Origin of the sequence: Corynebacterium jamesii (assembly GCF_046097395.1) — a bacterium.
GTDB lineage: Bacteria > Actinomycetota > Actinomycetes > Mycobacteriales > Mycobacteriaceae > Corynebacterium.
On the sequence record NZ_CP175789.1, the window covers coordinates 668829 to 694509 of the forward strand.

21 protein-coding genes are annotated in these 25681 nt (G+C 62.2%); 10 read left to right on the top strand and 11 right to left on the bottom strand.

Annotated elements, in window-relative coordinates; translation table 11 throughout:
- Window positions 1-16: 16 nt before the first annotated feature.
- Entirely contained in the window at window positions 17-2107 is a 2091-nt protein-coding gene (gene tkt / locus ACKFRT_RS03065) for a transketolase (RefSeq protein ID WP_296214983.1), read from the bottom strand.
- 260 nt (window positions 2108-2367) lie between these two features.
- Between tkt and ACKFRT_RS03070 the strand changes: the two genes are divergently transcribed.
- Window positions 2368-3306, top strand: coding sequence for a heme o synthase (locus tag ACKFRT_RS03070; RefSeq protein ID WP_296214982.1), 939 nt, complete (start codon window positions 2368-2370; stop codon window positions 3304-3306).
- Between the two features lie 27 nt (window positions 3307-3333).
- On the opposite strand, the gene ACKFRT_RS03075 is transcribed toward ACKFRT_RS03070, so the two are convergent.
- The 5 genes from ACKFRT_RS03075 to mptB all read right to left on the bottom strand — a co-directional run bounded on the left by ACKFRT_RS03075 (window position 3334) and on the right by mptB (window position 8857).
- Complete coding sequence (locus ACKFRT_RS03075; RefSeq protein WP_408925703.1) at window positions 3334-4128, bottom strand: hypothetical protein; 795 nt, start codon at window positions 4126-4128, stop codon at window positions 3334-3336.
- Between the two features lie 51 nt (window positions 4129-4179).
- On the bottom strand, window positions 4180-5250 hold the full coding sequence (locus tag ACKFRT_RS03080) for a heme A synthase (protein WP_296215128.1): 1071 nt from the start codon (window positions 5248-5250) through the stop codon (window positions 4180-4182).
- 70 nt (window positions 5251-5320) lie between these two features.
- On the bottom strand, window positions 5321-6112 hold the full coding sequence (locus tag ACKFRT_RS03085; RefSeq protein WP_296214978.1) for an ABC transporter permease: 792 nt from the start codon (window positions 6110-6112) through the stop codon (window positions 5321-5323).
- Window positions 6109-7089 carry an ABC transporter ATP-binding protein gene (locus ACKFRT_RS03090; RefSeq protein ID WP_296214976.1) on the bottom strand — a complete coding sequence of 327 codons (981 nt, stop codon included), beginning with the start codon at window positions 7087-7089 and terminating at the stop codon, window positions 6109-6111. Before ACKFRT_RS03090 ends, ACKFRT_RS03085 begins: the two co-directional genes overlap by 4 nt.
- Complete coding sequence (gene mptB / locus ACKFRT_RS03095; protein ID WP_296214974.1) at window positions 7073-8857, bottom strand: polyprenol phosphomannose-dependent alpha 1,6 mannosyltransferase MptB; 1785 nt, start codon at window positions 8855-8857, stop codon at window positions 7073-7075. The genes ACKFRT_RS03090 and mptB overlap by 17 nt, the downstream gene beginning before the upstream one ends.
- Window positions 8858-9079: 222 nt before the next feature.
- On the opposite strand from mptB, the gene ACKFRT_RS03100 reads away from it, so the two are divergent.
- The 7 genes from ACKFRT_RS03100 to ACKFRT_RS03130 all read left to right on the top strand — a co-directional run bounded on the left by ACKFRT_RS03100 (window position 9080) and on the right by ACKFRT_RS03130 (window position 15508).
- Complete coding sequence (locus ACKFRT_RS03100) at window positions 9080-9763, top strand: metalloregulator ArsR/SmtB family transcription factor (RefSeq protein ID WP_296214972.1); 684 nt, start codon at window positions 9080-9082, stop codon at window positions 9761-9763.
- A gap of 3 nt (window positions 9764-9766) precedes the next feature.
- Window positions 9767-11209, top strand: a complete 1443-nt coding sequence (gene sufB / locus ACKFRT_RS03105; RefSeq protein ID WP_408925704.1) for a Fe-S cluster assembly protein SufB — start codon at window positions 9767-9769, stop codon at window positions 11207-11209.
- A gap of 5 nt (window positions 11210-11214) precedes the next feature.
- Window positions 11215-12426 carry a Fe-S cluster assembly protein SufD gene (sufD, locus tag ACKFRT_RS03110; protein WP_408925705.1) on the top strand — a complete coding sequence of 404 codons (1212 nt, stop codon included), beginning with the start codon at window positions 11215-11217 and terminating at the stop codon, window positions 12424-12426.
- Between the two features lie 46 nt (window positions 12427-12472).
- The gene (sufC, locus tag ACKFRT_RS03115; RefSeq protein WP_296214630.1) at window positions 12473-13228 is read left to right on the top strand and encodes a Fe-S cluster assembly ATPase SufC; all 756 of its coding nucleotides are present in this window, start codon (window positions 12473-12475) and stop codon (window positions 13226-13228) included.
- 87 nt (window positions 13229-13315) lie between these two features.
- Window positions 13316-14569, top strand: coding sequence for a cysteine desulfurase (locus tag ACKFRT_RS03120; RefSeq protein WP_408925706.1), 1254 nt, complete (start codon window positions 13316-13318; stop codon window positions 14567-14569).
- 17 nt (window positions 14570-14586) lie between these two features.
- On the top strand, window positions 14587-15066 hold the full coding sequence (gene sufU / locus ACKFRT_RS03125; protein WP_408925707.1) for a Fe-S cluster assembly sulfur transfer protein SufU: 480 nt from the start codon (window positions 14587-14589) through the stop codon (window positions 15064-15066).
- Window positions 15067-15076: 10 nt separating this feature from the next.
- Window positions 15077-15508: a metal-sulfur cluster assembly factor gene (locus tag ACKFRT_RS03130; RefSeq protein ID WP_296214624.1), complete on the top strand. Its 432-nt coding sequence runs from the start codon at window positions 15077-15079 to the stop codon at window positions 15506-15508.
- On the opposite strand, the gene ACKFRT_RS03135 is transcribed toward ACKFRT_RS03130, so the two are convergent.
- The gene (locus ACKFRT_RS03135) at window positions 15505-16572 is read right to left on the bottom strand and encodes a lycopene cyclase family protein (RefSeq protein WP_408925708.1); all 1068 of its coding nucleotides are present in this window, start codon (window positions 16570-16572) and stop codon (window positions 15505-15507) included. The genes ACKFRT_RS03130 and ACKFRT_RS03135 overlap by 4 nt on opposite strands.
- Before the next feature lie 439 nt (window positions 16573-17011).
- On the opposite strand from ACKFRT_RS03135, the gene ACKFRT_RS03140 reads away from it, so the two are divergent.
- A complete protein-coding gene (locus ACKFRT_RS03140; RefSeq protein ID WP_408925709.1) occupies window positions 17012-18643 on the top strand; it encodes an ABC-F family ATP-binding cassette domain-containing protein in 1632 nt (543 codons plus the stop codon).
- A gap of 9 nt (window positions 18644-18652) precedes the next feature.
- Here the strand turns inward: ACKFRT_RS03140 and ACKFRT_RS03145 are convergent, their stop codons facing one another.
- Window positions 18653-19396 carry a glutamine amidotransferase gene (locus tag ACKFRT_RS03145; protein WP_408925710.1) on the bottom strand — a complete coding sequence of 248 codons (744 nt, stop codon included), beginning with the start codon at window positions 19394-19396 and terminating at the stop codon, window positions 18653-18655.
- 37 nt (window positions 19397-19433) lie between these two features.
- The gene (locus tag ACKFRT_RS03150) at window positions 19434-22829 is read right to left on the bottom strand and encodes an indolepyruvate ferredoxin oxidoreductase family protein (RefSeq protein WP_408925711.1); all 3396 of its coding nucleotides are present in this window, start codon (window positions 22827-22829) and stop codon (window positions 19434-19436) included.
- A 241-nt stretch (window positions 22830-23070) separates the two neighbouring features.
- On the opposite strand from ACKFRT_RS03150, the gene ACKFRT_RS03155 reads away from it, so the two are divergent.
- The gene (locus ACKFRT_RS03155; protein WP_408925712.1) at window positions 23071-23550 is read left to right on the top strand and encodes an Lrp/AsnC family transcriptional regulator; all 480 of its coding nucleotides are present in this window, start codon (window positions 23071-23073) and stop codon (window positions 23548-23550) included.
- Here ACKFRT_RS03155 and ACKFRT_RS03160 read toward each other — a convergent pair.
- Together ACKFRT_RS03160 and ACKFRT_RS03165 are read right to left on the bottom strand one after the other, a co-directional pair.
- Window positions 23527-24285: a hypothetical protein gene (locus ACKFRT_RS03160; RefSeq protein ID WP_408925713.1), complete on the bottom strand. Its 759-nt coding sequence runs from the start codon at window positions 24283-24285 to the stop codon at window positions 23527-23529. The genes ACKFRT_RS03155 and ACKFRT_RS03160 overlap by 24 nt on opposite strands.
- Before the next feature lie 18 nt (window positions 24286-24303).
- On the bottom strand, window positions 24304-25677 hold the full coding sequence (locus ACKFRT_RS03165) for a PFL family protein (protein ID WP_296214610.1): 1374 nt from the start codon (window positions 25675-25677) through the stop codon (window positions 24304-24306).
- Between the last annotated feature and the right edge of the window lie 4 nt (window positions 25678-25681).

Sequence of the window (25681 nt, forward strand, 5' to 3'; positions counted from 1 at the left end):
TAAAGATCCAGTCCTGTTACTTGTTGGCTGCGATGGAATCGTGCGCGGCGGCCACAACGGCCTCGGCGGTAATGCCGAACTCGCGGTACAGAGTCTTATAGTCGGCCGATGCGCCGTAGTGCTCCAGGGAGACGGTGCGACCCTTCAGGCCAACGAAGCGGTGCCACGGCATGGCGATACCGGCCTCCACGGAAACGCGAGCCGTGACGTTGCTCGGCAGTACCTGCTCCTGGTATTCGGCATCTTGCTCGAGGAACCACTCCATCACTGGGACGGAGACCACGCGGGTTCCCACGCCCTGGCTTTCCAGCTCCTTGGCTGCCTCCACGGCCAGCTGTACCTCGGAACCCGTGGCAAGCAGGATGACCTCCGGGGCGTCGGTGGATTCTTCAACCAGCACGTAGGCTCCGCGGGCCACGCCCTCGGCTGCCTTCTCCTTGGTGCCTTCCAGCACGGGAACGTTCTGGCGAGTCAGCACCAGAGCCTTCGGAGACTCTTCGGCCTTTAGTGCGGCAACCCAACCGGCGGCGGTCTCGTTGGCATCGGCTGGGCGGATCACGGACAGGTGCGGGATCGCGCGCAGTGCAGCCAGGTGCTCGACCGGCTGGTGCGTCGGACCGTCCTCGCCCAAGCCGATGGAGTCGTGGGTCCACACGTGGTAGACGTCCGATTGCATCAGCGCCCCCAGACGCACCGCGCCGCGGGCGTAATCGGAGAACTGCAGGAAGGTCGCGCCGTACGGTCGGGTCGGGCCGTGCAGGGCGATACCGTTCAGGATGGCGACCATACCGTGCTCGCGAATACCGAAGTGCAGGTTGCGGCCGCCCGGCTCGGCGGAGAAATTGCGGGTGCTGATGGCCTCCGGGCCGAAGCTCGGGGAACCCTTAATGATGGTGTTGGTAGAGCCAGCCAGGTCGGCGGAGCCACCCCACAGCTCCGGCAGAGTCTTGCCCAGCGCCTGCAGGGTAGCCTCCGAGGCCTTACGGGTAGCCAGGGATTCGCCCGCATCCCAGCTGGGCACCTCGGCATCGAAGCCTGCCGGAAGTTCGCGGGAGTAAAGACGGTCGAACAGAGCCTTGTTCTCCGGGTTCTTCTCCGCCCAGGCGTCAAAAAGACCCTGCCACTGCTCGTGGGCCTGCGCTCCGCGTTCAATCAGGCTGCGGGTGTGGGAAAGCACGTTGTCCTCTACCGGGAACGGCTCATCCGGGAAGTCCAGTGCCTGCTTGATGCCCGTGATCTCCTCGGCACCCAGGGCGGCTCCGTGCGAGGCGCCGGTATCCATCTTCGTCGGTGCCGGGTAGGCAATCACGCTGCTGAGGCGGATAAAGGTAGGCCGGGAGGTCTCGGCCTGTGCACGCTCGACTGCATCGAGGATGCCCTCGACGTCCTCGCCGGTGACCTCCAGGGTCTGCCAGCCGTAGGCGGCGTAGCGGGCAACAACGTCTTCGTTGAAGGCGATCTCGGTCTGATCCTCGATGGAGATACCGTTGTCGTCCCAGAACACAATGAGGTTGCCCAGCTGCTGGGTTCCGGCCAGGGAAGAGGCCTCGGAGGTTACACCTTCCTGCACGTCGCCGTCGGAGGCGATGACGTAGATGAAGTGGTCAAAGGGGGACTCGCCCGCCGGGGTCTCCGGGTCGAACAGCGCGCGCTCGCGACGGGAGGCCATTGCCATACCGACGGCGGAAGCCAGACCTTGGCCCAGCGGGCCGGTGGTGATTTCTACACCATCGGTGTGGTGAACCTCCGGATGGCCCGGGGTTTTGGAGCCCCAGGTGCGCAGCGCCTGCAAATCCTCCAGCTCCAGGCCGAAACCACCCAGGTACAGCTGAATGTACTGAGTCAGCGACGAGTGGCCCGCAGATAGCACGAAGCGGTCCCTGCCTACCCAGTGCACATCCTTGGGATCGTGGCGCAATACGCGCTGGTACAGGGTGTATGCCAGCGGTGCCAGGCTCATGGCCGTGCCGGGGTGGCCGGACCCGCACTTTTCTACCGCGTCGGCGGCGAGCACGCGGGCAAGGTCGACCGCACGCGTGTCGGTCTCCGTCCAGTCCGCCGGGTAATTGCGCACAGTGAGTGCCTGCTGTTCTGGGGAGAGAGTCACTTTTCGGTTGCCTTTCTACATCAAGCTGAATACCTCATACATACTAATGGTCGCCGTCGCTCGCCGTGGCCAGTGGGCACAGATGGCTGGTTCTATTTTTGTCTGGAACTTTTTCGAACCTGATGGGAACTTAATAGGCCTCTCATCCGACCATATGTAGATGGGCATGCGCAGGCTCTGTTTCGGCCTGCACTACACGCTCAGGTAGCGTTAGACGAAGATTCGGAAATTTTTCGAGAAGGTGGGAGGCGAGGCAGCCGGTGAAGACATTCGCTGAGACGGCCAAGGCATATCTAGCACTGACCAAACCCAGGGTCATCGAGTTGTTGCTGGTGGCCACGATTCCTGCAATGTTGCAGGCAGCGCGCGGCGAAGTGAATTTCGGCCTGATCCTTCTGACTCTTATCGGCGGGTGGATGGGCGCGGGTGCGGCCAACACCTTCAACAACGTGGTCGATCACGATATCGACCAACTGATGCGCCGCACCCGCCGCCGTCCGACGGCGCGCCAGACCGTGTCGGTGGGGCAGGCCCGCGTGTTCGCGTGGATCCTACTAGTCGCCTCTGTCCTATGGCTGGGTTTCTTGTGCCACTCCTGGTTGGCCGCCGGGTTTATTGTGCTGACCAACTGGTTCTACGTCTACGTCTACACCAAGTGGCTGAAGCGCCGCACCTGGCAGAACGTCATTTGGGGTGGCGCTGCGGGCTGCATGCCGGTGGTTGTCGGCTGGGCCGTCATCACCGATAACGATGGCGGTGCTTTTAACGCGGGGTGGTTCTCTTGGGCTCAGGCACTCATTTTGTTCATGGTTATTTTCTTCTGGACGCCACCGCACACCTGGGCACTCGGCATGCGCTACCGCGAGGACTATGAGGCCGCCGGTGTGCCCATGATGCCCGTCGTCAAGCCTCCGCTACAGGTCACGCGCCAGATTCTGGGCTACACCTGGGCGACCGTCATCACGTCGCTACTGCTGGTTCCCGCCGCTAGCTGGATCTACCTGGCAGCGGCCTTGTTGTCCGGCGCCTGGTTCATCATTAAGGCGCACCTGCTGCACCGTGGCGTGAAAAACGGCACGCCGGTTAAGCCTATGCAGCTGTTCTTCCTGTCGAACAACTACCTGTCGCTACTGTTCGTGGCCCTGTCTGTTGATGCCGTGCTGGGCTGGCAGACTCTCGCCGAGGCTGTGCTCGGTTAGCATCACGACCTAGGATCACGGCTAAGATCACCAAGCCGTTCTGAGCCAATCGCGTTCGGCGAGGTTGAATACGGCTTCGCACTGTTTCTTCGTGAGCCCGGAATCGAGCTCCGCGTGGGTTTGTTCGGGTCGACGACTGATACCGACGATCGCCCAGCCGTTATTGTTCAAACCATCCACGACAGCAGTTTCCGCCGATGAGGCCATATTAAAACGGGTGCGATACCAGTCGGGCTTGCGCTTCATCTCGAACTCAAAGGAGTGCATCTGCCGGAACGAGCTATCAGGGTAAAGCACGTGGAGAGGCGCCCGATAGTAGTAATAGAACGTTGAGCCTGAAGATTCGCTTTCTCGCCTTTCGGTGCGGCAATGATAGACCTGCCCGACCAGCGCTGGGTAGTAGTCGATCCAGCCATTTTTCCAGGCGGTGACGATTCGCCTGCGTCGTGCTAGGGCGCTGGAGATCGAGTAAACCGCGACAACGACGAAGACTATTCCAACGATGAAAAAGACCGTATCCGTGAGACGGAGACTGTCGGCCGTTGCAACCCCACGGCGAAGTTTGCTGAGAATCAGCATGAGACCAATAGCAGCGAAGACGGCACCGAAGAGCCCAACGACCAGGAAGATAATCATGCGACCCGGCAGGTCCCGAGCGTAAGGCCGCGGACCCGCTGCCTTTATTGCTTCAAAGGCCCCACTGTTATCCCGCATCGGGTTGGGGGTGGAGTAGTAGCGTTCGCCCCGTTCAGGCACCAGTGGAGTATCGACCCCCGAGTTGAACTTCAGTGTGGTGCGCGGCATGTGCGTTGGCTGAGTCATGGTTCGACCCCTCGTCGCTGTCAGCTAGACAATAACCCTGGACTCTGTATATTAGCCGTCTTTGGCGTTGACAGCCTCGTGGCGCTGGCTATCCCCGGTGGTGGTGCCCGTGTGGCTGGCGTTGCCACCGCTGTAGCGGGACTTCAGTGCCCACAGGAATCCGGTGGCGGCGGTAGTGAGGCCGGAACCTATGACGTGCAACGGAACGGACCAGCGGGGAACACCAAGCCAGTACTGCATGATGCCGATGGCCGCCTGCACGACGATGGCAGCGATCACCCAGTAAGAGGCCGTCTTGATGCGGTGCTCTAGGTTCAGGGCAAATACTCCAGCCAGAAGGCCGATCGTTAAACCCAGGTAGAGGTACATAAAGCCGGCGTGAATGTGTGCCATGTCGATCAGAGGCACCTGCAGTCGGTGCTCCGGCAAAATAGCCTCATCGCCAGCATGGGGACCCGCGCTGGTAACCAAAGTGCCGGTCATAAGCACCACTGCCAAGCTAATCGCAGAGCCATCAGTGAGGATGCGCAACGGTCGGGGCATCAGCGGCTGCATCTCGCCGTCATCGGGCTCGCCGATGCGCACGACCAGTTTGGCTGCCAAAAAAACCAGCAGCATGCTCGGCAGGAAGTGCAGCGCAACCATCCACCACATGAGATCCATGTGGACGGTGATTCCACCAATTACGGCTTGGACGATGATGCCGATTCCCTGGACGAAAGCCAGGTGCAGAATTGCGGAACGGCGCGCGGCTCGCACTACCGCAATGAAGCATATGAGGCAGGCAATGATCAGGACGAACGTCAGCGTTCGGTTGCCGAACTCAATCAGTTGGTGAATCCACGGAGCCGAACCCGGCACGGGAAGCAGCGATCCCGGGTGGCACTGAGGCCAGGTGTCACATCCCAGGCCGGAACCGGTCACGCGCACCAGCGAGCCGGTGAAGGTGATACCCGTCTGGCAGGCCAACAGGATGATGGCGAACAACCGCTGCCGCCGGATCGTCGGCGGAGTCACGGGCCGCGGGAAACCGAACTTGCGGTCTGCTGCATAGACAAAGGCGTACAGCTTCAGCAGCGCCTTCACGAAGGGATTCGTCTCCTCCGCGGCGCGTCGTTTCATAGTCTCAAGCACGCCCTCAAGACTAACGTAAGCCCATGTCGCGGGGTTAATTGCCTAAACCCGAAAGGTGCTAGTCGCTGTCCATCGTGAAGCGGAAGAATTTCAGCGCCAACGTGGCGCCGATAACCGCCCAGATCGCCAGGCTCAACAGAGCCACCCAGTTAAATCCGTCGGCGACCACGGCCGTGTGAAAACCCTCCGTTAGGGCCACCGAAGGCACAGCCATCAAAAAGTCGTTGACATCCTCTCCGGCGGGGGTGGTCATGGTCGCGTATACCGCCGCACCCAGCAAAACGAACCAAATCGTGTTGCCGAGTGCCAACACCAGCTCGGAACTTAGCGTGCCCCCCAGCAACAACCCCAGACTGGTGAAGGCTGCCACGCCCACCACCGCGGTCAGCAATGCCGCTGGAAATCCAACGATGTCCGGGCGCCAGCCCAAAGCAAAAGCTGCGATAGACAGAACCAGAACCTGCAGCAGCACCACAATGCATACGGCCACTACCTTCCCGGCGATCAGCGCCCACGTTGGCACGCCAGCCGCGCCGATGCGTTTGAGGGCTCCGTAGCGCCGGTCGAAGGCCACGGCGATGGCCTGACCCGTAAACCCGGCACCCATCAGAGCAATCGCCAAAGCCATGGGGAAGATCCTGGTTACTGCGTGGGATGCGTCGTCGCCGGGCACCAGAGTCAATCCGATTAACAGCCCCAGCGGAATAACCATAGAGAGCAACTGCTGCTCACCGTGGCGCAGGAACAGCAGCGATTCAATCTTGGCCTGCGCCTTGACGATGTCGAAAGACTTCGCCTGCTGGGGTGCAGGGGCGAAAAAGCCAGGCTCGAAGCGGCTGGTGGTGCTCATGAGCGAATGTCCTTTCCAGTGATCGAGAGGAACACGTCCTCCAGCGACTGCCGATTGACTTGGAGGTGGCTGATCATCGCACCCACGTCGGCGAAAGCCTCGGCCACCGCGGCGATCAGCTGGGGGTTCAGCTCGTCGCACTCCACCTTGAAGTGGCGGGGACGCAGCTCGTCCACGCTCACCGGCGCCTGCGTGTGCTTGGCAATAGCAGCGGAGACGTCGGGGAGTGCGGCGTCTGAATCAACCTGCACCGACAGCCACGCACCGTGAGCTTCCGGGTCGCGGCGCGACGTCATCTCTTCCGGCGTACCCGCGGCCACCACACGGCCGGAGTCGATTATGATCACCTGGTCCGCGAGCGCCTCGGCTTCGTCCATCAGGTGAGTGGTAAGTATCACCGCCACGCCGTCACGCTTCAGCGAGGCCACCAGATCCCACACGGCCAATCGCGATTGTGCGTCCAGCCCAGCGGTCGGCTCATCGAGGAAAACCAATTCGGGGCGCCCGACCAGGGCACAAGCCAGGCTGAGGCGCTGCTGCTGGCCACCCGACAGCCGCCGGTACGGGGTCTTTTCGTGCTCCGTCAGCCCGACGGTCTGCAGCAGCCACTCGGGATCTAAGGGATTTTTTGAATACGACGCCACCAGGCGCAACATCTCGCCTACGCGGATTCCGGGGTACGCGCCGCCACCTTGCAGCATTACCCCGATGCGGCTGCGAACCTCGTCCGAATGGACCGCCGGATCTTTGCCGAACACGCGAATGGCACCCTCGGTGGGGCGCATGAAGCCCTCGCACATTTCCACGGTCGTGGTTTTGCCCGCGCCGTTCGGGCCGAGGAGTGCGAGCACCTGGCCGGCAGCGAGGCTGAGGCTCAGCCCGTCTACGGCTCGGCGGTCGCCGTAGGCTTTGACTACGTCGCGGAGCTCCAGGACGGGCGCGCTACCGGGTGCCTGGGTATCAGGTCTTGTTGTCATGGTGAGAAAGTCTAGTCCTCTGGCGGTGCAATACGTAGCGTCGCCACTGTTCTTCGCGGTTGCTGGAGTGTAAGGACACAGCTTCGGCCAGGTCGGCGTTGCTGCCCGCCAGCCAGCGCAGGATAATAAGCGCCACCAGGAAGAACACGAAGCTCATCGCGTAAATATAGATGACCGTAGAGGTGGGCAGCGAGAGGCCACGGGGGAGAATGAAAAAGCTGAAGACCACCGAGTAAACGACGGCCGTGAGGTGGAATGTACGACGGTTTGCCCAGGCCGCGAGCGGGAGGATCGCCCACAGCAGGTACCAGGGGTGAACAACGGGGAAGAACAACACCAAGATCAGGGTGGCCACGCCCAGGCCGCCGACGGGATGAATGCGGCCGCGGAAAGAGGCCCACAACATGCGCACAACCCAAAACGCGCCGACCATCAAGCCGAGGGTGCGGAATACAATAAGCGCGGAATCGGTGTGATCACCAAGACCCAGCAGACCGCCCAAAGCTCCGGAGGCAACGCCGAGAGAGGTAGTGATGGACATCCAGGAGATAATCTCTGCAGCTCCTCCCTGAGAGGTGATCCAACCGAAGCCCACGCCCGTGATCACAGACATCAGTGCAGCGGTGGCGATCCCTATTGCCAGGGAAACCGTGGCGGCGGTGCACAGATCTACCAGGCGACCGCCGAACCACCGGGCGAGCGCGGCGCCGGCAAAGCCCAAGCCGATCAGGGCGGTGACCTTGACCATGCCGGCCATCGTGATGAGTCCGAAGCCGCAGATGATCAGGATCCACCGGCTGGTCAGCGGTCGGTCCTCCTTATCCACCCCGCGCAGAACCAGCTCCATTCCCGCGAGCAGTAGGCCGATTAAGGCAGCCTCGTTGTGGATGCCACCTACGAGGTGCAGGATCGCCAGCGGGTTCAACACGCCCAGCCACAGTGCGGCGCCACTGGACACGTCGCAGCGGCGGGCCAAGCGGACTAGCGCCCAGCCGCTGAGCGCCAGCCCCAGGATCGCCACCAATCGGTGCAGGACAATGCCCAGAATGATGGAGTTGCCGGTGATCAAAGAGATCACTTCGCCGTAGCCGAGAGCCACCGGCCCATAGGGTGCGGGGGAGTGCGCCCACATCAGGGGCACGGAACGGGCAAGCGGATCGTCAATGCCCAAGAGATCTACCGGTCCGGCACTGTAAGGGTCCCACCCCTTCGCGGCGATCGCTCCCTGCGCCAGGTAAGAGTAAATGTCCTGGGTGAACAGGGGCGGTGTAACCATCAGGGGAGCGACCCATACGAAAAACGCACGCCAGTAGGTGCGCACGGGGATCGGATGGTTGGGCCTTCCCGGTGCAGAGACGGCAAACCGGAACATCAGCAGCCAGCCGTAAACCAGGAAACCGATGCCCACGAAAACCATCACGGTGGTGGAGTGCAGCATCCGCGCCAAAGTGTTGACGCCAGGGAAGTCCCAGTATGGGTTGTGCACTACGGGGAACGCTCCGGCCCCCAACCCGCCGACGGTGATCAGTATCGTGCCCAACGTGCCTAAAAACACCGCCGTATACAGGCGCATGGAAAGAGCGCGGTTTAATGGCTCCAGCTGCAGAGAGCCCTCCGGTGCATTGTCCCCGTCGGAATCCGAGTGCAGTTGGGCAGAGCGCGAGCCAGCCAGCCCCAGGCGGGGTAGCTGCTCCTGGAACCTCCGCCACGGCCGCAAGAGACGCGAATCCTGTGGGGCGTCCGGGGTGGCCGAAGTGGGGGTAGTCATAGGTGCAGATGATACCGAATGCGCCCCCATCCTCCGCTTAGCCATGGCCGTGACCAGCACCCCAAACAATCTGCAAACCCTTCGCGTCGCCTGAGCACGACTTAGGCAGGGTTGCCTTAGTAGACAAGCCGGAATATTTACGACACACTTTTGTTGTCTAATCATGTAGGCACATTTTTTGTTGCACTGGCGCACACGAGCTTTAGAAAGAGGAGGTACAGCGTGGCACGGACATCTGAGGAGCGAGCTTCCCAGCCGACCGCAGAGAACGACACGCGGCGCCGCATTCTTCTGCACGTGTTGCGCCACGGTCCGGTGAGCGCATCGGATATCAGCGAGGAGTTCGGTTTAAGCGCAGCCGGTGTCCGGCGACACTTAGACAACATCGTCTCCGACGGCCTTGCCGAGGTCGTCGAGGCACCTCGTTCCGGGCAACGTGGACGGCCCGCCAAGCTCTTCCGGCTGACTGACGATGGTCGGGCGGAGTTTGGACATGATTACGACACTCTCGCCTTGCTGGCACTGCGCGCCCTCCGTTCGACGGGTGGGGAAGAGGCTGTGGAGGATTTCGCCGCCCAGCGCGTTCACGATCTGTTGAAGGACGTCCCGGGCGTCGATGCGGACGTTGCTGCCAAGGCCAAGGCCATTGCCGACGTGCTGACCGAGAGGGGCTACGCTGCCACTGTCGATCAAGCAGGCGGTGGCGTTCAGATTTGCCGTCATCACTGCCCGATCCAAGATGTCGCTCACGAGTTCCCAGAACTGTGCGCGGCGGAGCACCGGGTGGTAGCAGAGCTGCTGGGACAGCACACCCAGCCGTTGGCTACTATCGCCGACGGCAACGGTGTCTGCACCACCTACATTCCGCTTAGAACCATTGACCCTTCCGTTAAGAAGGAAAGTTAAACCATGACTCAAGCTGCACAAACACCTGAAACCAAACCCCAGACCGACGAAGAGATCATCGATTCCATCGGTGCTTACGGTTACGGCTGGCACGATTCCGATGCTGCCGGCGCCTCTGCCCGCCGTGGACTTAACGAGGATGTCGTTCGCGATATCTCCGCTAAAAAGAACGAGCCGGAGTGGATGCTGAAGCGCCGTTTGAAGGCTTTGGATATCTTCGACAAGAAGCCGTTGCCGACGTGGGGCGCGGATCTCAGCGATATCGACTTCGATAACATCAAGTACTTCGTTCGCTCCACCGAGAAGCAGGCTCAGACCTGGGAGGACCTACCGGAGGATATTAAGAACACCTACGACAAGCTGGGCATCCCGGAGGCCGAGAAGCAGCGTCTGGTCGCAGGTGTGGCCGCACAGTACGAATCTGAGGTTGTGTACCACCAGATCCGCGAAGACTTGGAGAGCCAGGGCGTGATCTTCGTCGATACCGATACCGGCTTGCGCGAGTACCCGGAGCTGTTTGAGGAGTACTTCGGCAGCGTTATTCCGGCCGGCGACAATAAGTTCTCCGCACTGAACACCGCCGTATGGTCTGGTGGCTCCTTCATCTACGTTCCGAAGGGCGTGCACGTGGATATCCCGCTGCAGGCTTACTTCCGCATTAACACCGAGAACATGGGGCAGTTCGAGCGCACTCTGATCATCGTCGATGAAGACGCTTATGTTCACTACGTCGAGGGCTGCACCGCGCCGATCTACAAGACCGACTCCCTGCACTCCGCGGTGGTGGAGATCGTAGTGAAGAAGGGCGGCCGCTGCCGCTACACCACGATCCAGAACTGGTCCAACAACGTGTACAACCTCGTCACTAAGCGCACCAAGTGCGAAGAGGGCGGCACAATGGAGTGGGTCGACGGCAACATCGGCTCCAAGGTCACCATGAAGTACCCGGCCGTATGGATGACCGGTCCGCACGCTAAGGGCGAGGTTTTGTCCGTCGCCTTTGCCGGCGAGGGGCAGTTCCAGGACACCGGGGCCAAGATGGTGCACATGGCTCCGCACACGAGCTCGAACATTGTTTCCAAGTCCGTTGCCCGCGCCGGTGGCCGCGCCGCCTACCGCGGCCTGGTGCAGGTGAACAAGGAAGCGCACCACTCCGCTTCCAATGTCGAGTGCGATGCGCTGCTGGTCGATTCTGTCTCGCGCTCGGACACATATCCGTACAACGACATTCGTAACGACCACGTGACACTGGGCCACGAGGCCACCGTCTCGCAGGTCTCCGAGGATCAGCTGTTCTACCTGATGTCCCGCGGCATCGAGGAAGAAGAGGCTATGGCGATGATCGTCCGCGGCTTCGTGGAGCCCATTGCCAAGGAGCTACCCATGGAGTACGCCCTGGAGCTCAACCGTCTAATCGAACTGCAGATGGAAGGATCGGTGGGTTAAACCAAATGACCACCCCACTCAACGAAACCGAAGCGACAATCACGCCTGTTCAGGCTGGTACAGATCACCAGACGAAGGGCGATCGTTTCACCTCTTTCTCGGCCGCGGACTTTGCCGTTCCGCGCGGTAAGGACGAGGACTGGCGCTTCACCCCCTTGCGTGAGCTGCGCGGCCTGCACGATGGCACCGCCGCCGCTGGCAAGCGCGCCGCTGTTGCGGTCGATGTTTCTGATGAGGACGCCCCGAGTGTGGCCGTCGAGCAGCTTCAGTCAGGCGACGAGCGCCTCGGCCGCGCGGGGGCTCCCGTGGATCGTGCTGCCGCGCAGGCATGGGAGAATACCGAGTCCGCCGACTACGTGCGCGTTTCCCAGGATGCTGCGCTGACCTCCCCGGTGACCATCACGATTGATGGACCGGGCGAGGACGAGGTCTCCTACGGCACCCTGGTAGTAGAGCTCGAGGCGCACGCAGAGGCAGTGGTGTTCGTCCGCTACGAGGGTTCTGGCGCGCACTCCGACAACGTGGAGTTCGTCGTTGGCACCGGCGCAAAGCTGACCACCGTGGTGTTCGAGGACTGGAACGACGACGCTGTGCACTTGTCGAACTCGCACATCCAGGTTGGCCGCGACGCAGTCGTTCGCCACTACTATGCAGCTTTCGGTGGCCACGTAGTGCGTTCTGTTCCGCACGTGCGCTATACGGATACCGGCGGAGACGCTGAACTGCTGGGCCTGTATTTTGCAGATGCTAACCAGTACTTCGAACAGCGCCTGCTGGTGGATCACTCGATCCGTAACTGCCGCTCCAACGTGCTGTACAAGGGCGCCCTGCAGGGCGAGCCGGACAAGGGCAAGGATGCCCGCGAGGCACGCACCGCGTGGATCGGCGACGTACTGATCCGCCCGGAGGCAACGGGCACCGACACGTACGAGAAAAACAACAACCTGCTGCTAACGTCCGGCGCCCGTGCGGATGCGGTTCCGAACCTGGAGATCCAGACTGGTGAGATCGTCGGCGCCGGCCACGCCGCTACGGTTGGCCGCTTCGACGACGAACACATGTTTTACCTGCAGTCCCGTGGCATCGACCCGGCCAGTGCAAAGATGCTAATCGTCCGCGGCTTCTTCACCGACGTGATCAAGCGCATTCCGGAGGAGAAGATCCGCGAGCTGCTGGAGGACAAGGTCGAGGCCGAGCTGCAGCACACGGTTCTTTAAATTCATCCACCCCGTCAACCACCCCAAAGAAAGCTTTCTAAACACCATGAGCACTCTGGAAATCAAAAACCTGCACGCGCAGGTCGTCCCCGCCGACGAGAACGAGGATCCGAAGCCGATCCTGCACGGCGTGAACCTGACCATTAACTCCGGCGAGACCCACGCCATCATGGGGCCGAACGGCTCCGGCAAGTCCACCTTGTCCTACGCCATCGCCGGCCACCCGCGCTACGAGATCACCGAGGGAGAGGTTCTGCTGGACGGCGAGAACCTGCTGGACATGGAGGTCGACGAGCGTGCTCGCGCTGGCCTGTTCCTGGCTATGCAGTACCCGACCGAAGTGCCGGGTGTTTCCATGGCCAACTTCCTGCGTTCTTCCGCCACCGCCGTCCGCGGCGAGGCTCCGAAGATCCGCGAGTGGGTCAAGGAAGCCCGCGGTGCGATGGAGGAGCTGTCTATCGACCCGTCGTTCTCCGAGCGTTCCGTTAACGAGGGCTTCTCCGGTGGCGAGAAGAAGCGGCACGAGATTCTGCAGCTGGGCCTGCTCAAGCCGAAGTTCGCCATCCTGGACGAGACCGACTCGGGTCTGGACGTCGACGCATTGCGCGTCGTCTCCGAGGGCATTAACCGCTACAAGGAGCGCGAGAACGGTGGTGTGCTGATGATCACGCACTACCAGCGCATCCTGAACTATGTAAAGCCCGAGCACGTCCACGTGTTCGCCAAGGGCCGCATCGTAGAATCCGGAGGCCCGGAGCTGGCTCAGCAGCTCGAGTCCGAGGGCTACGAGAAGTTCGTCTAAGGCCCTCGTACGTTTCGACCACCGCGTCCGCATTTAATCCCCTCTACCTTGCTCGGCCTAGCTTGACCTGGCAGAAAGTGTGAACTTGTGAGTTCAAACAGTTCCCTGGACACCGCGAAGATCCGCAGCGACTTCCCGATCCTGTCGCGCACTGTGCGCGATGGGAAGAAGCTGGTGTATCTGGATTCCGGAGCGACCGCGCAGCGGCCGGTGCAGGTGTTGGATGCGGAGCGGGAGTTCTTGACCACCCACAACGCCCCGGTGCACCGCGGCGCCTATGAGATCGCGGAAGAAGCCACCGAGTCCTACGAGTCCGCCCGCGAGGCCATCGCCGCCTTCGTGGGAGCAGACAACCGGGAGATCGCTTTCACTAAGAACGCGACGGAGGCCCTCAATGAGGTCGCCTACGTTCTCGGCGACCCGCGCTCGGGGGAGCTGCAGGTAACCGAGGGCGACGAGATTGTCGTCTCCGAGCTGGAACACCACGCCAACCTAGTGCCGTGGCAGGAGCTCGCCCAACGCACGGGAGCCACGCTGAAGTGGTATTCCGCCACTCCGGATGGGCGCATCGATCTGGAGAGCCTAGAGCTCAGCGAGCGCACCAAGGTCGTGGCGCTGACTCACCAGTCGAACGTCACCGGTGCAGTCCTCGACGTCCCGGAGGCCGTCCGCCGGGCACGCGCCGTCGGGGCCATCTTCGTGTTGGATGCATGCCAGTCCGTACCGCACATGCCCGTGGACTTCCACGAACTGGATGTAGACTTCGCGGCATTCTCGGGCCACAAGATGCTGGGTCCAAATGGCGTCGGCGTGCTCTACGGTAAGGCCCAGCACATGGATCAGCTTCCGCCTTTCCTCACCGGTGGTTCGATGGTGGAAAAGGTGTCGATGGAGCGCACCACCTTCACCGAAGCCCCGCAGCGATTCGAGGCGGGAACCCAGATGACCTCGCAGGTCGTGGGATTGGGCGCGGCAGTGAAGTACCTTAGCGCCCTGGGCATGGATAAGGTCGCCAAGCACGAAGCAGAGTTGACGGCCTATGCCCTGGAGCGTCTACAGACCATCGAGGGGTTGCGCATCGTTGGGCCGACGGACGCTGCCCACCGCGGCAGCGCGCTGAGCTTCGTGGTGGAGGGCATCCACCCGCACGACCTAGGGCAGGTCGTCGACGACCAAGGCGTGTGCATCCGCGTGGGTCACCACTGCGCGTGGCCGGTTCACACGTGCATGGGCGTACAGGCAACCGCCCGCGCCAGCTTCTATATTTACAATGAGCTTTCCGAGGTCGACGCGCTGGTGGCGGCCATCGCTAAGGCGCAAGAATTTTTCGGCACGGCTTAAGAGGAATCAACGGCTAAATGAAACTAGAGCAGATGTACCAGGAAGTAATCCTGGACCACTACAAGCACCCGCAACACGCAGGCCTGCGCGAGCCCTTCGACGCTGAAGTGCACCACGTGAACACCTCGTGTGGCGATGAACTGACGCTGCGCCTGCACTTGAGCAAGGACAATCAGACGGTCGAGGACATCTCCTACGACGCGGTGGGGTGCTCGATCAGCCAGGCCTCCACGTCCGTCATGGCCGAGGAGCTGGTGGGTCGCCCGGTCGACGAGGCCTTCGCCAAGCTGGCGGAGTTCGAGCGCATGGTGACCTCCCGGGGGAAGATCGAGGGCGACGACGAGATCATCGGCGACGGGATCGCCTTCGCGGGCGTCTCCAAGTACCCCGCCCGCGTGAAGTGTGCACTGCTGGGGTGGAAGGCCTTCGAGGCTGCCGCTACCGAGGCAGGAGCTGCCCCTACCACCACCGCCGACAACGCCGAACAAGCAGAGTAAGGAACTCACGATGACTGACAACGCAAACGCCACCGACGCAACCGCAGCAGAGCCCACCGCCCCGGAAATGGATCCGTCGCCTCTGGACAAGGCTCCGGAGGGCCCATCCGAACGCACCCCGGAGCAGATGGCCATTGCCGGCAAGGTAGAGGAAAACCTGCTGGACGTTATCGACCCGGAGCTGGGCATCAACGTCATCGACCTGGGACTGGTCTACGACATCTGGCTGGAGGACAAGACGGCCGTGCTGAACATGACTCTGACCTCCCCGGCCTGCCCGCTGCAGGACGTGCTGGAGGACCAGGCGCGCGACGCTGTGATCAACAACGTCGAGGAAGTCTCCGACCTGCAGATCAACTGGGTCTGGACCCCAGCCTGGGGCCCGCACATGATCAACGAGGAGGGTCGCGAACAGCTGCGCTTCCTCGGCTTCACCGTCTAGGACAGTCGCGCCCACACCGCCCTCGCCACCGACCACGGGTGGCGGAAAAGCGGCTGCAAGAATGCGTGTCTTAGGCCCGTTCCCTCCCGCAATGCCCACATCGTGCGCGCCACAGCCACACCATTTTGCCCACTGAGATACGCAAGCTGCGCCCGCGTATCCAGCGCAAAAAAGTGCCCAAAGAAGTCCTGCAGCGTAGCGCCGTCGGCCCGGGCGATCAGCTCTCCGCCCACCTGCCGCAGCACATACGCCAGCCGACCACCACTGCGCTTGCCGTCTAAGAACTCATCGGCGACCTCCAGCGCATGCCCCAGCGAGTAGCCCGTCGCAGGGTTAATAAACCCCGCCGCGGCGCCAAACTTTCTTTCCTTATGACGCCGCCGCGTCCCCATCGGAATCGCCACCAGTTCCTCGCGCATGACAGGTCGCGTGCCTATCCGATCTGCCAAGCGTGCCCGTAACGCCTCGAACACCAGCTCCTGGCTGTCGGCCTCAGCGCTGCAGTGAGTCGCCAGAATGGTTTCCTCATACAGCCACCCATGTGCAGTGCGCTGGACGTAGCAGAAGCTGGGGGCGACGTCCCCCGCGTGCCGATCCGCGCCAGACCAGTCCATGAAAATAGAGGTGGAGTGACTAGGGGCGTCGTCACCAGGCAAGAACCACCCGACTGCCAGCTGCCAGAGTGCAACGTCGGTGCGTGGGGCGCCGGTGCAGTCGACAGCTTCCACACCGTCGGGTAAAACCTCGGGGACAATGCGCACTCCAGTAGCACGCAATGCCTCAGCGACCGCAGCCTGGTCGAGTAGACGATAGCCAAAGCCGAGGGTCCGGCGAGATGGGGGAGAACCCACGACGACGTCCAACTCGGTGGGTGAACCGAATAGTGCGTCGGCCCACGCCGGGATCTGGGTGGAAAACACGCCGTAGGTTCCAGGGAATGGGGAGAGGCTGTCCACATCGTAGGCCGGATCGTAGGCTATAACTGAAAAGCCTCGTTGAGCTGCACGTATAGCCAGCAGCGCACTGGCGGGGCCGAGGCCTTTGAGAACGAGCAGTTGGGGCACGGGAGGCTCCTTTTCGGAGGAAAGTGCGACGGACATTACAACGAATACCCCCGAACTTACATCACCGTATTTCACTCATCACTTCCTAAGACAATTTTTTCGTCTGAATACGGGAGCTATAGCTATAAGATTTACCTAACAAAACTAAAAGCTCTGCAGGTTAAGGTTTACGTTGAGACTTCGGGGGAATCACAGCGGTGCAGGTGTAACACAAAGCCTGCGCACAAAGATCGAGATTCCTAACATGAATGTTGTCCTACTCGGTACGAACATACCGGAAGGGTGGGGCACGGAAAGATGGGGGAGTTGAGAAAGAAGTGGCCCCGTCGGCGACACACGGGTCAGCGACTCGGGATTATGGGGAACCTGAGCAACGCGGCACCGGAGTATAAGGGGTGGGGAGGGTCGCCGACGGGGATGGCTGATAGGCTTCTTCCTTGTGATTGTTACTAATGACCTCGAGGTTCGAGTGGGGGCTCGAACCCTGCTGAATGCCCCCGGACAGCACCTGCGGGTCCAGCCGGGCGACCGCATCGGCCTGGTCGGACGCAACGGCGCGGGAAAGACCACCACCATGCGCATTCTCGCCGGCGAAGGCGAGCCTTACGGCGGCTCCGTCACCCGCAGTGGCGAGATGGGCTACCTACCGCAGGACTCCAAGGAAGGGGACATCGAGCAGACGGCCCGCGACCGCGTGCTTTCCGCCCGTGGCCTGGATCGCATTCGCAATTCCATGGAACGCCAGCAGGAGATCATGGAGACCAGCGAATCCGCAGGCCAACGCGATGCTGCCATTCTGAAATACAGTCGCCTCGAAGAGAAATACCACGCCCTCGGCGGCTACGAGGCAGACAGCGAGGCCGCGCAGATCTGCGACTCGCTGGGCCTGCCGGAGCGGGTGCTAGACCAGCAGCTGAAGACCTTGTCCGGTGGCCAACGTCGCCGCGTCGAGCTGGCACAGATCCTCTTCGCGGCCACCGCCGGATCCGGCCGTTCCCAGACCACGCTGTTGTTGGATGAGCCGACCAACCACTTGGATGCAGATTCCATCACTTGGCTCCGCAGCTTCCTCGCTAAGCACGAGGGCGGGCTGATTATGATCAGCCACGACGTGGAGCTGCTGGACGACGTCTGCAACAAGATCTGGTTCTTGGATGCCGTGCGCGGCGAAGCCGACGTGTACAACATGGGATGGACTAAGTACAAGGATGCCCGCGCGACCGACGAGGCTCGTCGCCGCCGCGAAAAGGCAAACGCAGAGAAGAAGGCCAGCGCCCTGAAGCAGCAGGCCGACAAGCTTGGCGCAAAGGCCACCAAGGCCAAAGCGGCCAAGCAGATGGCCGCCCGCGCGGAAAAGATGCTAGGCAACCTCGATGAGGTACGCGTAGAAGACCGGGTGGCTAACATCAGCTTCCCGGAGCCCGCCCCGTGTGGCAAGACCCCCATGAACGCCAAGGGGCTAACCAAGATGTACGGCTCCCTGGAAGTCTTCGCGGGGGTGGATCTTGCCATCGACAAGGGCTCGCGGGTGGTCGTCCTGGGATTCAACGGTGCGGGCAAGACCACACTGCTGAAGCTGCTGGCCGGGGTGGAGCGCACCGATGGCGAGGGCGGCATCGTCTCTGGCCACGGGCTCAAGGTGGGTTACTTCGCCCAGGAACACGACACGATCGACCCCGATAAGTCCGTGTGGGACAACGCGATTGAAGCCTGCCCCGATGCGGGCGAGCAAGACCTGCGTGGCCTGCTGGGTGCCTTCATGTTCTCCGGCGAACAGTTGGAGCAGCCCGCAGGCACACTGTCCGGTGGCGAAAAGACGCGCCTGGCGCTGGCGACTCTAGTCAGCTCCCGGGCGAACGTCTTACTGCTGGACGAGCCGACCAACAACCTGGATCCGCAATCCCGCGAGCAGGTGCTAGATGCGCTGCGCACGTACACCGGCGCCGTTGTACTGGTTACTCACGACCCAGGCGCGGTGAAGGCGTTGGAGCCCGAGCGCGTGATCGTCCTGCCCGATGGGGTGGAGGATCTCTGGAACGACGAGTACATGGAGATCGTCGAGCTGGCCTAGGGCGGCTGGCTAGCCCACCATCCCCAGTGCACCACGGGAATACTCCACGAACCGCCGCAGCAGCGAGTTCGCCGCGGCCGTATCCTGCCCCTCGAAGCGCGCGTAGGTCTCGGCGATCTCGGCGGGATCGCAGTAGCCCTCGTCCTCGTAGAAGCTCAGTCGCCGCGTGATGCCCGCCGCGTCCATCTCAGGGTGGAACTGGCTGGTCCAGACGTTGTCGCGGTAGCGGTAAATCTGTACTGGGCACGTCTCGCCGGTGGCCAGCAGCGTGGCCTCCTCCGGCACGCGCACCACCGAGTCTTTGTGCCCCGTCAGCGCGGTAAAGCGGTCGGGGAGCCCACCGGTGATGGGGTCGGTGCGTCCGGCGTCAGTAAGAGAAACCTCGCTGGTGCCCGCAGATTCCGAGTACGTGCTGTTGACTTCGCCGTCCAGGTAGTGCGCCAACATCGAGGTCCCGTAGCAGGTAGAGAAGATGCCTAAACGGTTCCGCTCAGACTCGACCTGGATGAAGTCGACGAGCTTCTGCGAGATCGTTTCTTGCCATTCTTCGTCCACCGGGCGCGTGATCGTAAACGGCGAGCCACCGATAAACACGCCCTCCACGCCATCGAAGCTTCCCAGATCGGCGTCGGGGTTATCCAGCGGTCGCTGTTCGAGCTCGGCGGGGGTGAGCCCGCTATAGCTGAGGAAGTCGGCATATTCCGCGGCGAGCACCTCGGCGCCGCTGCGGGGGCTTAGCAGTACGAAAGTCACATTCGCTACCATAACAGACCGCTTGGTCTATTTACTATTATTTGACGCCCGCGCGCCCCAGTTTCTGCAACAACTCTTGCGCACTGTCGATTTTCTTGTCCTCGAATCCCCGCACCCCATCGGCCGCAGCGGCCAATGCGGTCAGCTCCACTACCTGCTCGAGCGTGTGCAGGTTTCGCGCCCGGCTCAGGATTTCTTCCCTGTAGGCGTTCACGAGCTTCCGCTCCATCTTCCGCACCTCCGCGTAGCCGAAGATGTCCAGGCGCGTGCCACGCAGCCCCTTGGCCTTCGCCAGTGCACTGAGCACCGGGCGCATACGCGGCCCGAGCCCGATCTTGCGGTTCAGCCCCAGGGCTCGCAGCAGCGGCGGCTGGAACTGCACCGTTACTTTGCCGCCCTTTTGTGCCTCTGCAAATCCGGGATCCAGCGCCAGGCGAGCCACCTCGTACTCGTCCTTGTACGCCGAAAGCTTGTGGAGTCCGGCAGCGAAACTGCGGGTTAGTTCTGCGGGACCATCCGGGTTCACACGGTGCTCGTGGGCGTAGACCGCACGCACATCTGTCAGGTAATCCTGGGCGTCCTGCTCAGAGCCCCAGCGGCGCATCTCGTCAAAGTACACCGCAACTTCATCCACCAGGCTCGGCTCCAGCACCTCTTCGATCTTTTCCCGGGTGCGGTCAAGGGGCTGAACTTCCTGGTACTGGGCGTAGTCGGGTTCCACGCCCATAAGTTCGATCAACGCCTCCGGGCGGCTCACTAGCTGGCGGCCACGGCGAAAGGCCTGGATGTTGGCCTCGGCCTTCTTGCCATTGATCCGCAGGGCCTTTTCCATCGACTCCGGGGTAACCGGCAGCGCACCTGCCTGCACGGCAGCACCGATGAGCAGCATGATCTGGAAAGTGGACTCGCCGAAGAGCTTGGTGGACACGCGGATCGCGTCGGTAATGATCGCCCGCTTGGCTGCATGCCCCAGCGCACCAGTAATCTGCACGCCGTCGGGACGGGTGGCCTTGACGTCCGTGCACATTTGCCCCGTAGGGGTCGCGGAGTTCGACAGCACCGCAATCGTCCGCGCTGCATTGAGCACCGACGTACTGGCGTCTTCAGCTCCCGTCACGCCGTCCAGCGCGATCAGCAGATCCGCACTACCGCGCGGCACCGTGCCTGTGTGCTGGCCAATGCCCCTGGAGATGCGCAGGTCGGAAACCACCGACCCGCCCTTCTGCGCCAGGCCCGTCATGTCCGTGCCCCGAACTGCTAGTCCATCCAGGTGCGCGGCAGTGGCGATAACGGCCGAGGCCGTCATCACGCCCGTGCCACCCACGCCCGAAATGCGTATGTTCCACGGGTGCTTGCTGTCCAGCACACTTTCCGGAACCGGCTCGAGCGCGCTGGCGTCAATAGGCGGCACCTCGCGCTTCTCCTCGACCGCAACGACGGTCGTGAAGGCTGGGCAATCACCGGACAGACACGAACGGTCGGTATTACAGCTGGTCTGATCCACGCGGGTCTTGCGGCCAAACTGCGTGTCCACTGGCTGCAGGGAAAGGCAGCCAGACTTCTCGCCACAGTCGCCGCAGCCTTCGCAGATGCGCTCGTTGATCACGATTTTCTCGGTCGCTTCGGCGCGTTGGTTGCGGTTGCGGGCGCGACGTTTCTCTGCGGCACACTCCTGGTCGTGGATTAGCACGGAGACCCCCTTTTGACCCTCCAGCTCCTTTTGCACCTTGGTTAGGTCCTCGCGCGGGCGCACCTGCACGCCGGACCCCCGCAAAGCGCGTCGTGTGCGCCGCACATCGCTACTAGTCACAACGATCCTGGCCGGGTTCTCTGCCCGCACCATGTCGACCAGCCCCGCCAAGCTCGGCTGCCCGACAGGATCTTGGCCGCCGGTCATCGCCACCGTGCCGTTGTGCAGTAGCTTCAGGGTTGCGTTTACCTTGGACGCCACCATTGCCCGCAGTGCCAGCGATCCAGAATGCAGGAACGTTCCGTCGCCCATGTTTTGCACGAAGTGCTCCTCGGACACGAAGCTGTGCATTCCGATCCAGTGTGCGCCCTCGCCACCCATCTGTGCGGTGCCCATGATCTTGCCCACGCGCTTGTCGTCCATCAGCATTACCATGGCGTGGCAGCCGATTCCGGCTCCCACCAGAGTGTCCTCATCTGCGCGGGTGGAGAGGTTGTGCGGGCAACCGGAGCAGAAGTGGGGCACGCGGTTGGGGACCGCTAGTGGCAGGGAGATACGTGTTGGGCCGCTCGTCACGCCAGCAACCTCGATACCTTCGTTGCGCAGGAGCTTGGGCAGCTGCTTCAGCGGGTCATTGACATGCTCGATCGTGGGACGCACCGGGAGGTCGTAGAGGCAAGCACGGACGGACTCCAGCAGATGGGTGCCGAGCTCCTCGGCCACCACCAGCGTATCCAGTCCCTCGCAGAAGCGCTCTAACTCTTGCGGGTCCAGCGGGTACGTCATTGCCAGCTGCAGGACTCGCAAGTGCGCCTCACCCACGACCTCCGCTACCTCCAGGGAGGTGTTGCCCGCACAGATCACACCCACGCGGTCGCCGTCCCGCGCGCCCCACCAGCGGTTCAGCTGGTGCTTGCGGGCGTATTCCAAGGCGCGATCCAGTCGCTCCCCCACGCGGGTATCCTCCAGATCCAGCAGTCGCTTGCCCAACAGGCGCGCTTCCGGAACATGCTCGCCGCCCTGCTCCAGGCCACGGGCCGCCGTGGCTGTGCGGATAGCCTCCAGATCAACGCTGGCCGAGCCGTCGGCCACAGGGGTGGTGATGCGCAGCGCCGTCCACAGTCCGCTGTAGCGTGACATCCACACCGCGTGGGTTCCGAGGCGCAGCACGTCGCCCGCGTCCGCCGGCACGAGGGTCGGCAATCCAAGATCGGCCAGGATTCGACCTGAGGCAGAAGGGATCGTCGAGGATTTCGCCGTCGGGTCGTCACCCACGAAGGCCACCGCACCACCCGTGCCGCTGGTGCCGGTCATGTTCGCGTGCCGCAGCGCATCGGCCGCCCTATCCAGTCCCGGCGCCTTGCCGTACCAGTAGCCGACCACGCCGTCGATGCCTTCCTTGACCGTCGCCCGATCCGTCATCTGCGATCCCGCTACGGCGGTGACGCCCAGCTCCTCATTGACAGCAGGGAAGTGCTGCACATCAAACTGGTCGAGCAGCGATTTGCGGCGCCCCAGCTCGAGGTCGTATCCGCCCAGTGGGGAACCTTCGTAGCCGGAGACGAAGCTGGAGGTTCTCAGCCCGATCTCGCGGTCAGCCTCCGCGCGATCCAGCACGGTGCGCACGAGAGCCTGGATGCCGGTCAGGTGGATGTGGCCAGTCTTCTCCCTGTAGCGCGACTGGGTGTAGTCGGGAAGGTCCCGGATGGTGGAAATTGTGTCGGGGATGAAGGTGGAGGTCATCGCTGTTCACCCTTTCGTACGAGCTGTCAGTTTGTGGTTTAAATCACATTAAGCGACAGCTGGTGGAACCAGATAGCTTGCTCGGAAAAATAGTTCCATTAGCAAAGGTTTTTTAGGTTCCAGGGTCGAAAACTAGGCCAATGGCCTAGAATCCAACCCAAACAAGAACAGGTTTGCACACAAAAGTAGATGTTTCTTGCCAACAGGCCGTTCGTGGGCGTAACAAAGAAAGGTCAAAAGAATGAGAGACCTCGACCAGACAGACATCGAGCTCTGCATGCTACTCAACGAAAGGCCGAAGGCCGGAGTGCGCGAGTACGCGCGGGTACTCGGGATAGCGCGCGCGACGGTGAGCAGTCGTATAGTCAAACTCGTGGAAAGGGGGGTGATCGGCAGCTTCGCCCCGCATTTCGACCCGGGCGCGCTCGGCTTCCCGCTAGGCGCTTTCGTGCACGTCACGCTGGACCAGCGGGCATTAGATCAGGCGACGGCGGCGATCCTGAGGATCCCGTGGATCACGGAGGCGCATTCCATTGCCGGGCCCTACGACCTATCGTGCCGGGTGGTGGCGCGAGACCACGAGCACCTGGAGCAGATCACCCTCAAACTGCAGGAGGTCGAAGGGGTGCAGCGCACGCGAACGGAGATCATCCTGCGCTCCCGCATCCCCGCCCGCCACGGCCAGCTGCTGCAGGCCCTAGCGGATCTGCGAAACCTCTAGAGCCGCCTTGACCTGCTTGGCCGACAGGTCGGTAGAGATCGTGGCAGTTTCCGGCCGACCCGCGATGTACCGGCAGATGGTCCAGCCGTTCGTGAACTCGGGCTCCAGCACATCCATGGGACCGTCGGCCATGTGCAGGTTATAGGGCTGCCCCTCCCAGTTGGCGGGTGCGTTGAACTCACTGCTGCGGAACGTGAACGGCTCAGTGCCGTCGGTGGGGTAGGCCTGCACCATTGCCTTGTAGTAGTAGCGCCGCTCGGTGTTGGTGCGTTCCCCGTTGTCGTTATGCGTCGATACCCGGGCAATCCACACGCCTCCCACTCGGGCGGGAGCGAAGCGCAGCCAGCCGTTTCCCCAGGCCTTGCCCAAGATACGCAGACGGCTGCGGCGCTTGGCTGCGCTATACAGGGCAACACCTGCCATCAGCAGGCCGATAGCCCCGATCACCAAGCCGATCACCAGAGGCTGCGTACTTCCACGGGCAACTAGGAAGCCTCCCAGGCCCAACAGCACCACGCCGATTGTCAGCACCACCGTTTGCACCACGCTAAATCCTGCGGTGTTGCCGGCGACCGGCATGCGGCCGTTGTTAGACAAAGCAGCATTCAGTGCGGCCGACCCTGCGGGTAGAGTGCAACGCTGATCGAATGTGCCCGATTGCTCTGCCCGCACGAGCCCATCGAGCGGATCATCGATTACAACCGAAGAGCGACCGTACCTAAAGATCTCCACCATGCGAGCAAATACCCCTTCCTAGTTCCGGTAGCCGTGCAGCGGGGCGGGGATAAAGCCGCCGCGGTTAATAAACTCCGCGCTGCTGGCCTGGTTCACGCCGATTACGGGCGCGTAGCCTAGCAGGCCGCCGAAGTCCACGTCATCGCCTACCTTTGTGCCGACAGCTGGAATGACACGCACTGCCGTGGTCTTATGGTTCATCACACCGATGGCCGCCTCGTCGGCGATCATGCCCGCGATGGTTTCGGCAGGGGTGTCGCCCGGAATGGCGATCATATCCAGACCGACGGAGCAGATGGCCGTCATGGCCTCTAGCTTGTCGATGCTGATCGCACCGCTGCGCACTGCGTCGATCATGCCCTTGTCCTCGGAGACGGGGATAAACGAGCCCGACAACCCACCCACGCGCGAGCAGGCCATCATGCCGCCCTTCTTCACCGCGTCGTTCAGCAAAGCCAGCGCCGCGGTGGTGCCGTGCGTGCCGACCTGCCCCAAACCCATGTGCTCCAGGATGTGCGCCACGGAATCGCCCAGCTCTGCAGTCGGCGCCAACGAGAGGTCGACGATACCGAAGGGAACACCCAGCCGCTGGGCGGCCATCACGCCGACCAACTGGCCAGTGCGGGTGATCTTAAATGCGGCGCGCTTGATCTCCTCGGAAACTTCATTCAGCGTCGCACCCTCCATGCCGGCGACAGCGCGATCAACCACACCTGGGCCAGAGACGCCGACGTTGATCACGCAGTCCTGTTCCTCTACACCGTGGTAAGCGCCCGCCATGAATGGGTTATCGGAAACAGAGTTCGCAAACACCACCAGCTTTGCGCAGGCCAGGGTTCCGCCGGGGCCGTAGGTGGAGGCATCCTTGATGACCTGCCCCATCTCCCGTACAGCGTTCATGTTGATGCCCGCCTTCGAGCTGCCGACGTTTACCGACGCGCACACCACGTCGGTCTCGTTCAGTGCCTCCGGCAACGAGCGAATCAGGTCCAGTTCACCACGAGTGGCCCCCTTGTCCACCAGCGCCGAATACCCGCCGATGAAATTCACGCCCACCTCGTTGGCCGCGCGGTTCAGCGCTTCGGCAATGCGCACCGGGTTGCCCTCCACCGCGGAGGCCAAGATGCCCACGGGAGTGACGGAGATGCGCTTGTTCACGATAGGAATGCCGAGTTCCTGCTCGATGTCCCGAGCTACCGGCACCAGGTTGCGCGCGTAGTCCACCACTCGCTCGTACACCGCCTCTGCGGTAGCTTCCATAGTCTCGCGAATGCAGGGCATCAGGTTGATACCCATCGTCACCGTGCGAATGTCGAGACGGTACTTCTCGATCATCTCGATGGTCTCTAGGATGTTGTTGCTTTGGTTTGTGACGCCACGACGTGGATTCATGCTG

Coding starts and splice junctions, on each gene's coding strand:
- ACKFRT_RS03165 (WP_296214610.1), bottom strand. CDS start 25,677: ATGAATCCACGTCGTGGCGTCACAAACCAAAGCAACAACATCCTAGAG.
- sufC (WP_296214630.1), top strand. CDS start 12,473: ATGAGCACTCTGGAAATCAAAAACCTGCACGCGCAGGTCGTCCCCGCC.
- ACKFRT_RS03085 (WP_296214978.1), bottom strand. CDS start 6,112: ATGAGCACCACCAGCCGCTTCGAGCCTGGCTTTTTCGCCCCTGCACCC.
- sufD (WP_408925705.1), top strand. CDS start 11,215: ATGACCACCCCACTCAACGAAACCGAAGCGACAATCACGCCTGTTCAG.
- sufB (WP_408925704.1), top strand. CDS start 9,767: ATGACTCAAGCTGCACAAACACCTGAAACCAAACCCCAGACCGACGAA.
- ACKFRT_RS03130 (WP_296214624.1), top strand. CDS start 15,077: ATGACTGACAACGCAAACGCCACCGACGCAACCGCAGCAGAGCCCACC.
- ACKFRT_RS03155 (WP_408925712.1), top strand. CDS start 23,071: ATGAGAGACCTCGACCAGACAGACATCGAGCTCTGCATGCTACTCAAC.
- ACKFRT_RS03160 (WP_408925713.1), bottom strand. CDS start 24,285: ATGGTGGAGATCTTTAGGTACGGTCGCTCTTCGGTTGTAATCGATGAT.
- sufU (WP_408925707.1), top strand. CDS start 14,587: ATGAAACTAGAGCAGATGTACCAGGAAGTAATCCTGGACCACTACAAG.
- ACKFRT_RS03075 (WP_408925703.1), bottom strand. CDS start 4,128: ATGACTCAGCCAACGCACATGCCGCGCACCACACTGAAGTTCAACTCG.
- mptB (WP_296214974.1), bottom strand. CDS start 8,857: ATGACTACCCCCACTTCGGCCACCCCGGACGCCCCACAGGATTCGCGT.
- ACKFRT_RS03090 (WP_296214976.1), bottom strand. CDS start 7,089: ATGACAACAAGACCTGATACCCAGGCACCCGGTAGCGCGCCCGTCCTG.
- ACKFRT_RS03080 (WP_296215128.1), bottom strand. CDS start 5,250: ATGAAACGACGCGCCGCGGAGGAGACGAATCCCTTCGTGAAGGCGCTG.
- ACKFRT_RS03150 (WP_408925711.1), bottom strand. CDS start 22,829: ATGACCTCCACCTTCATCCCCGACACAATTTCCACCATCCGGGACCTT.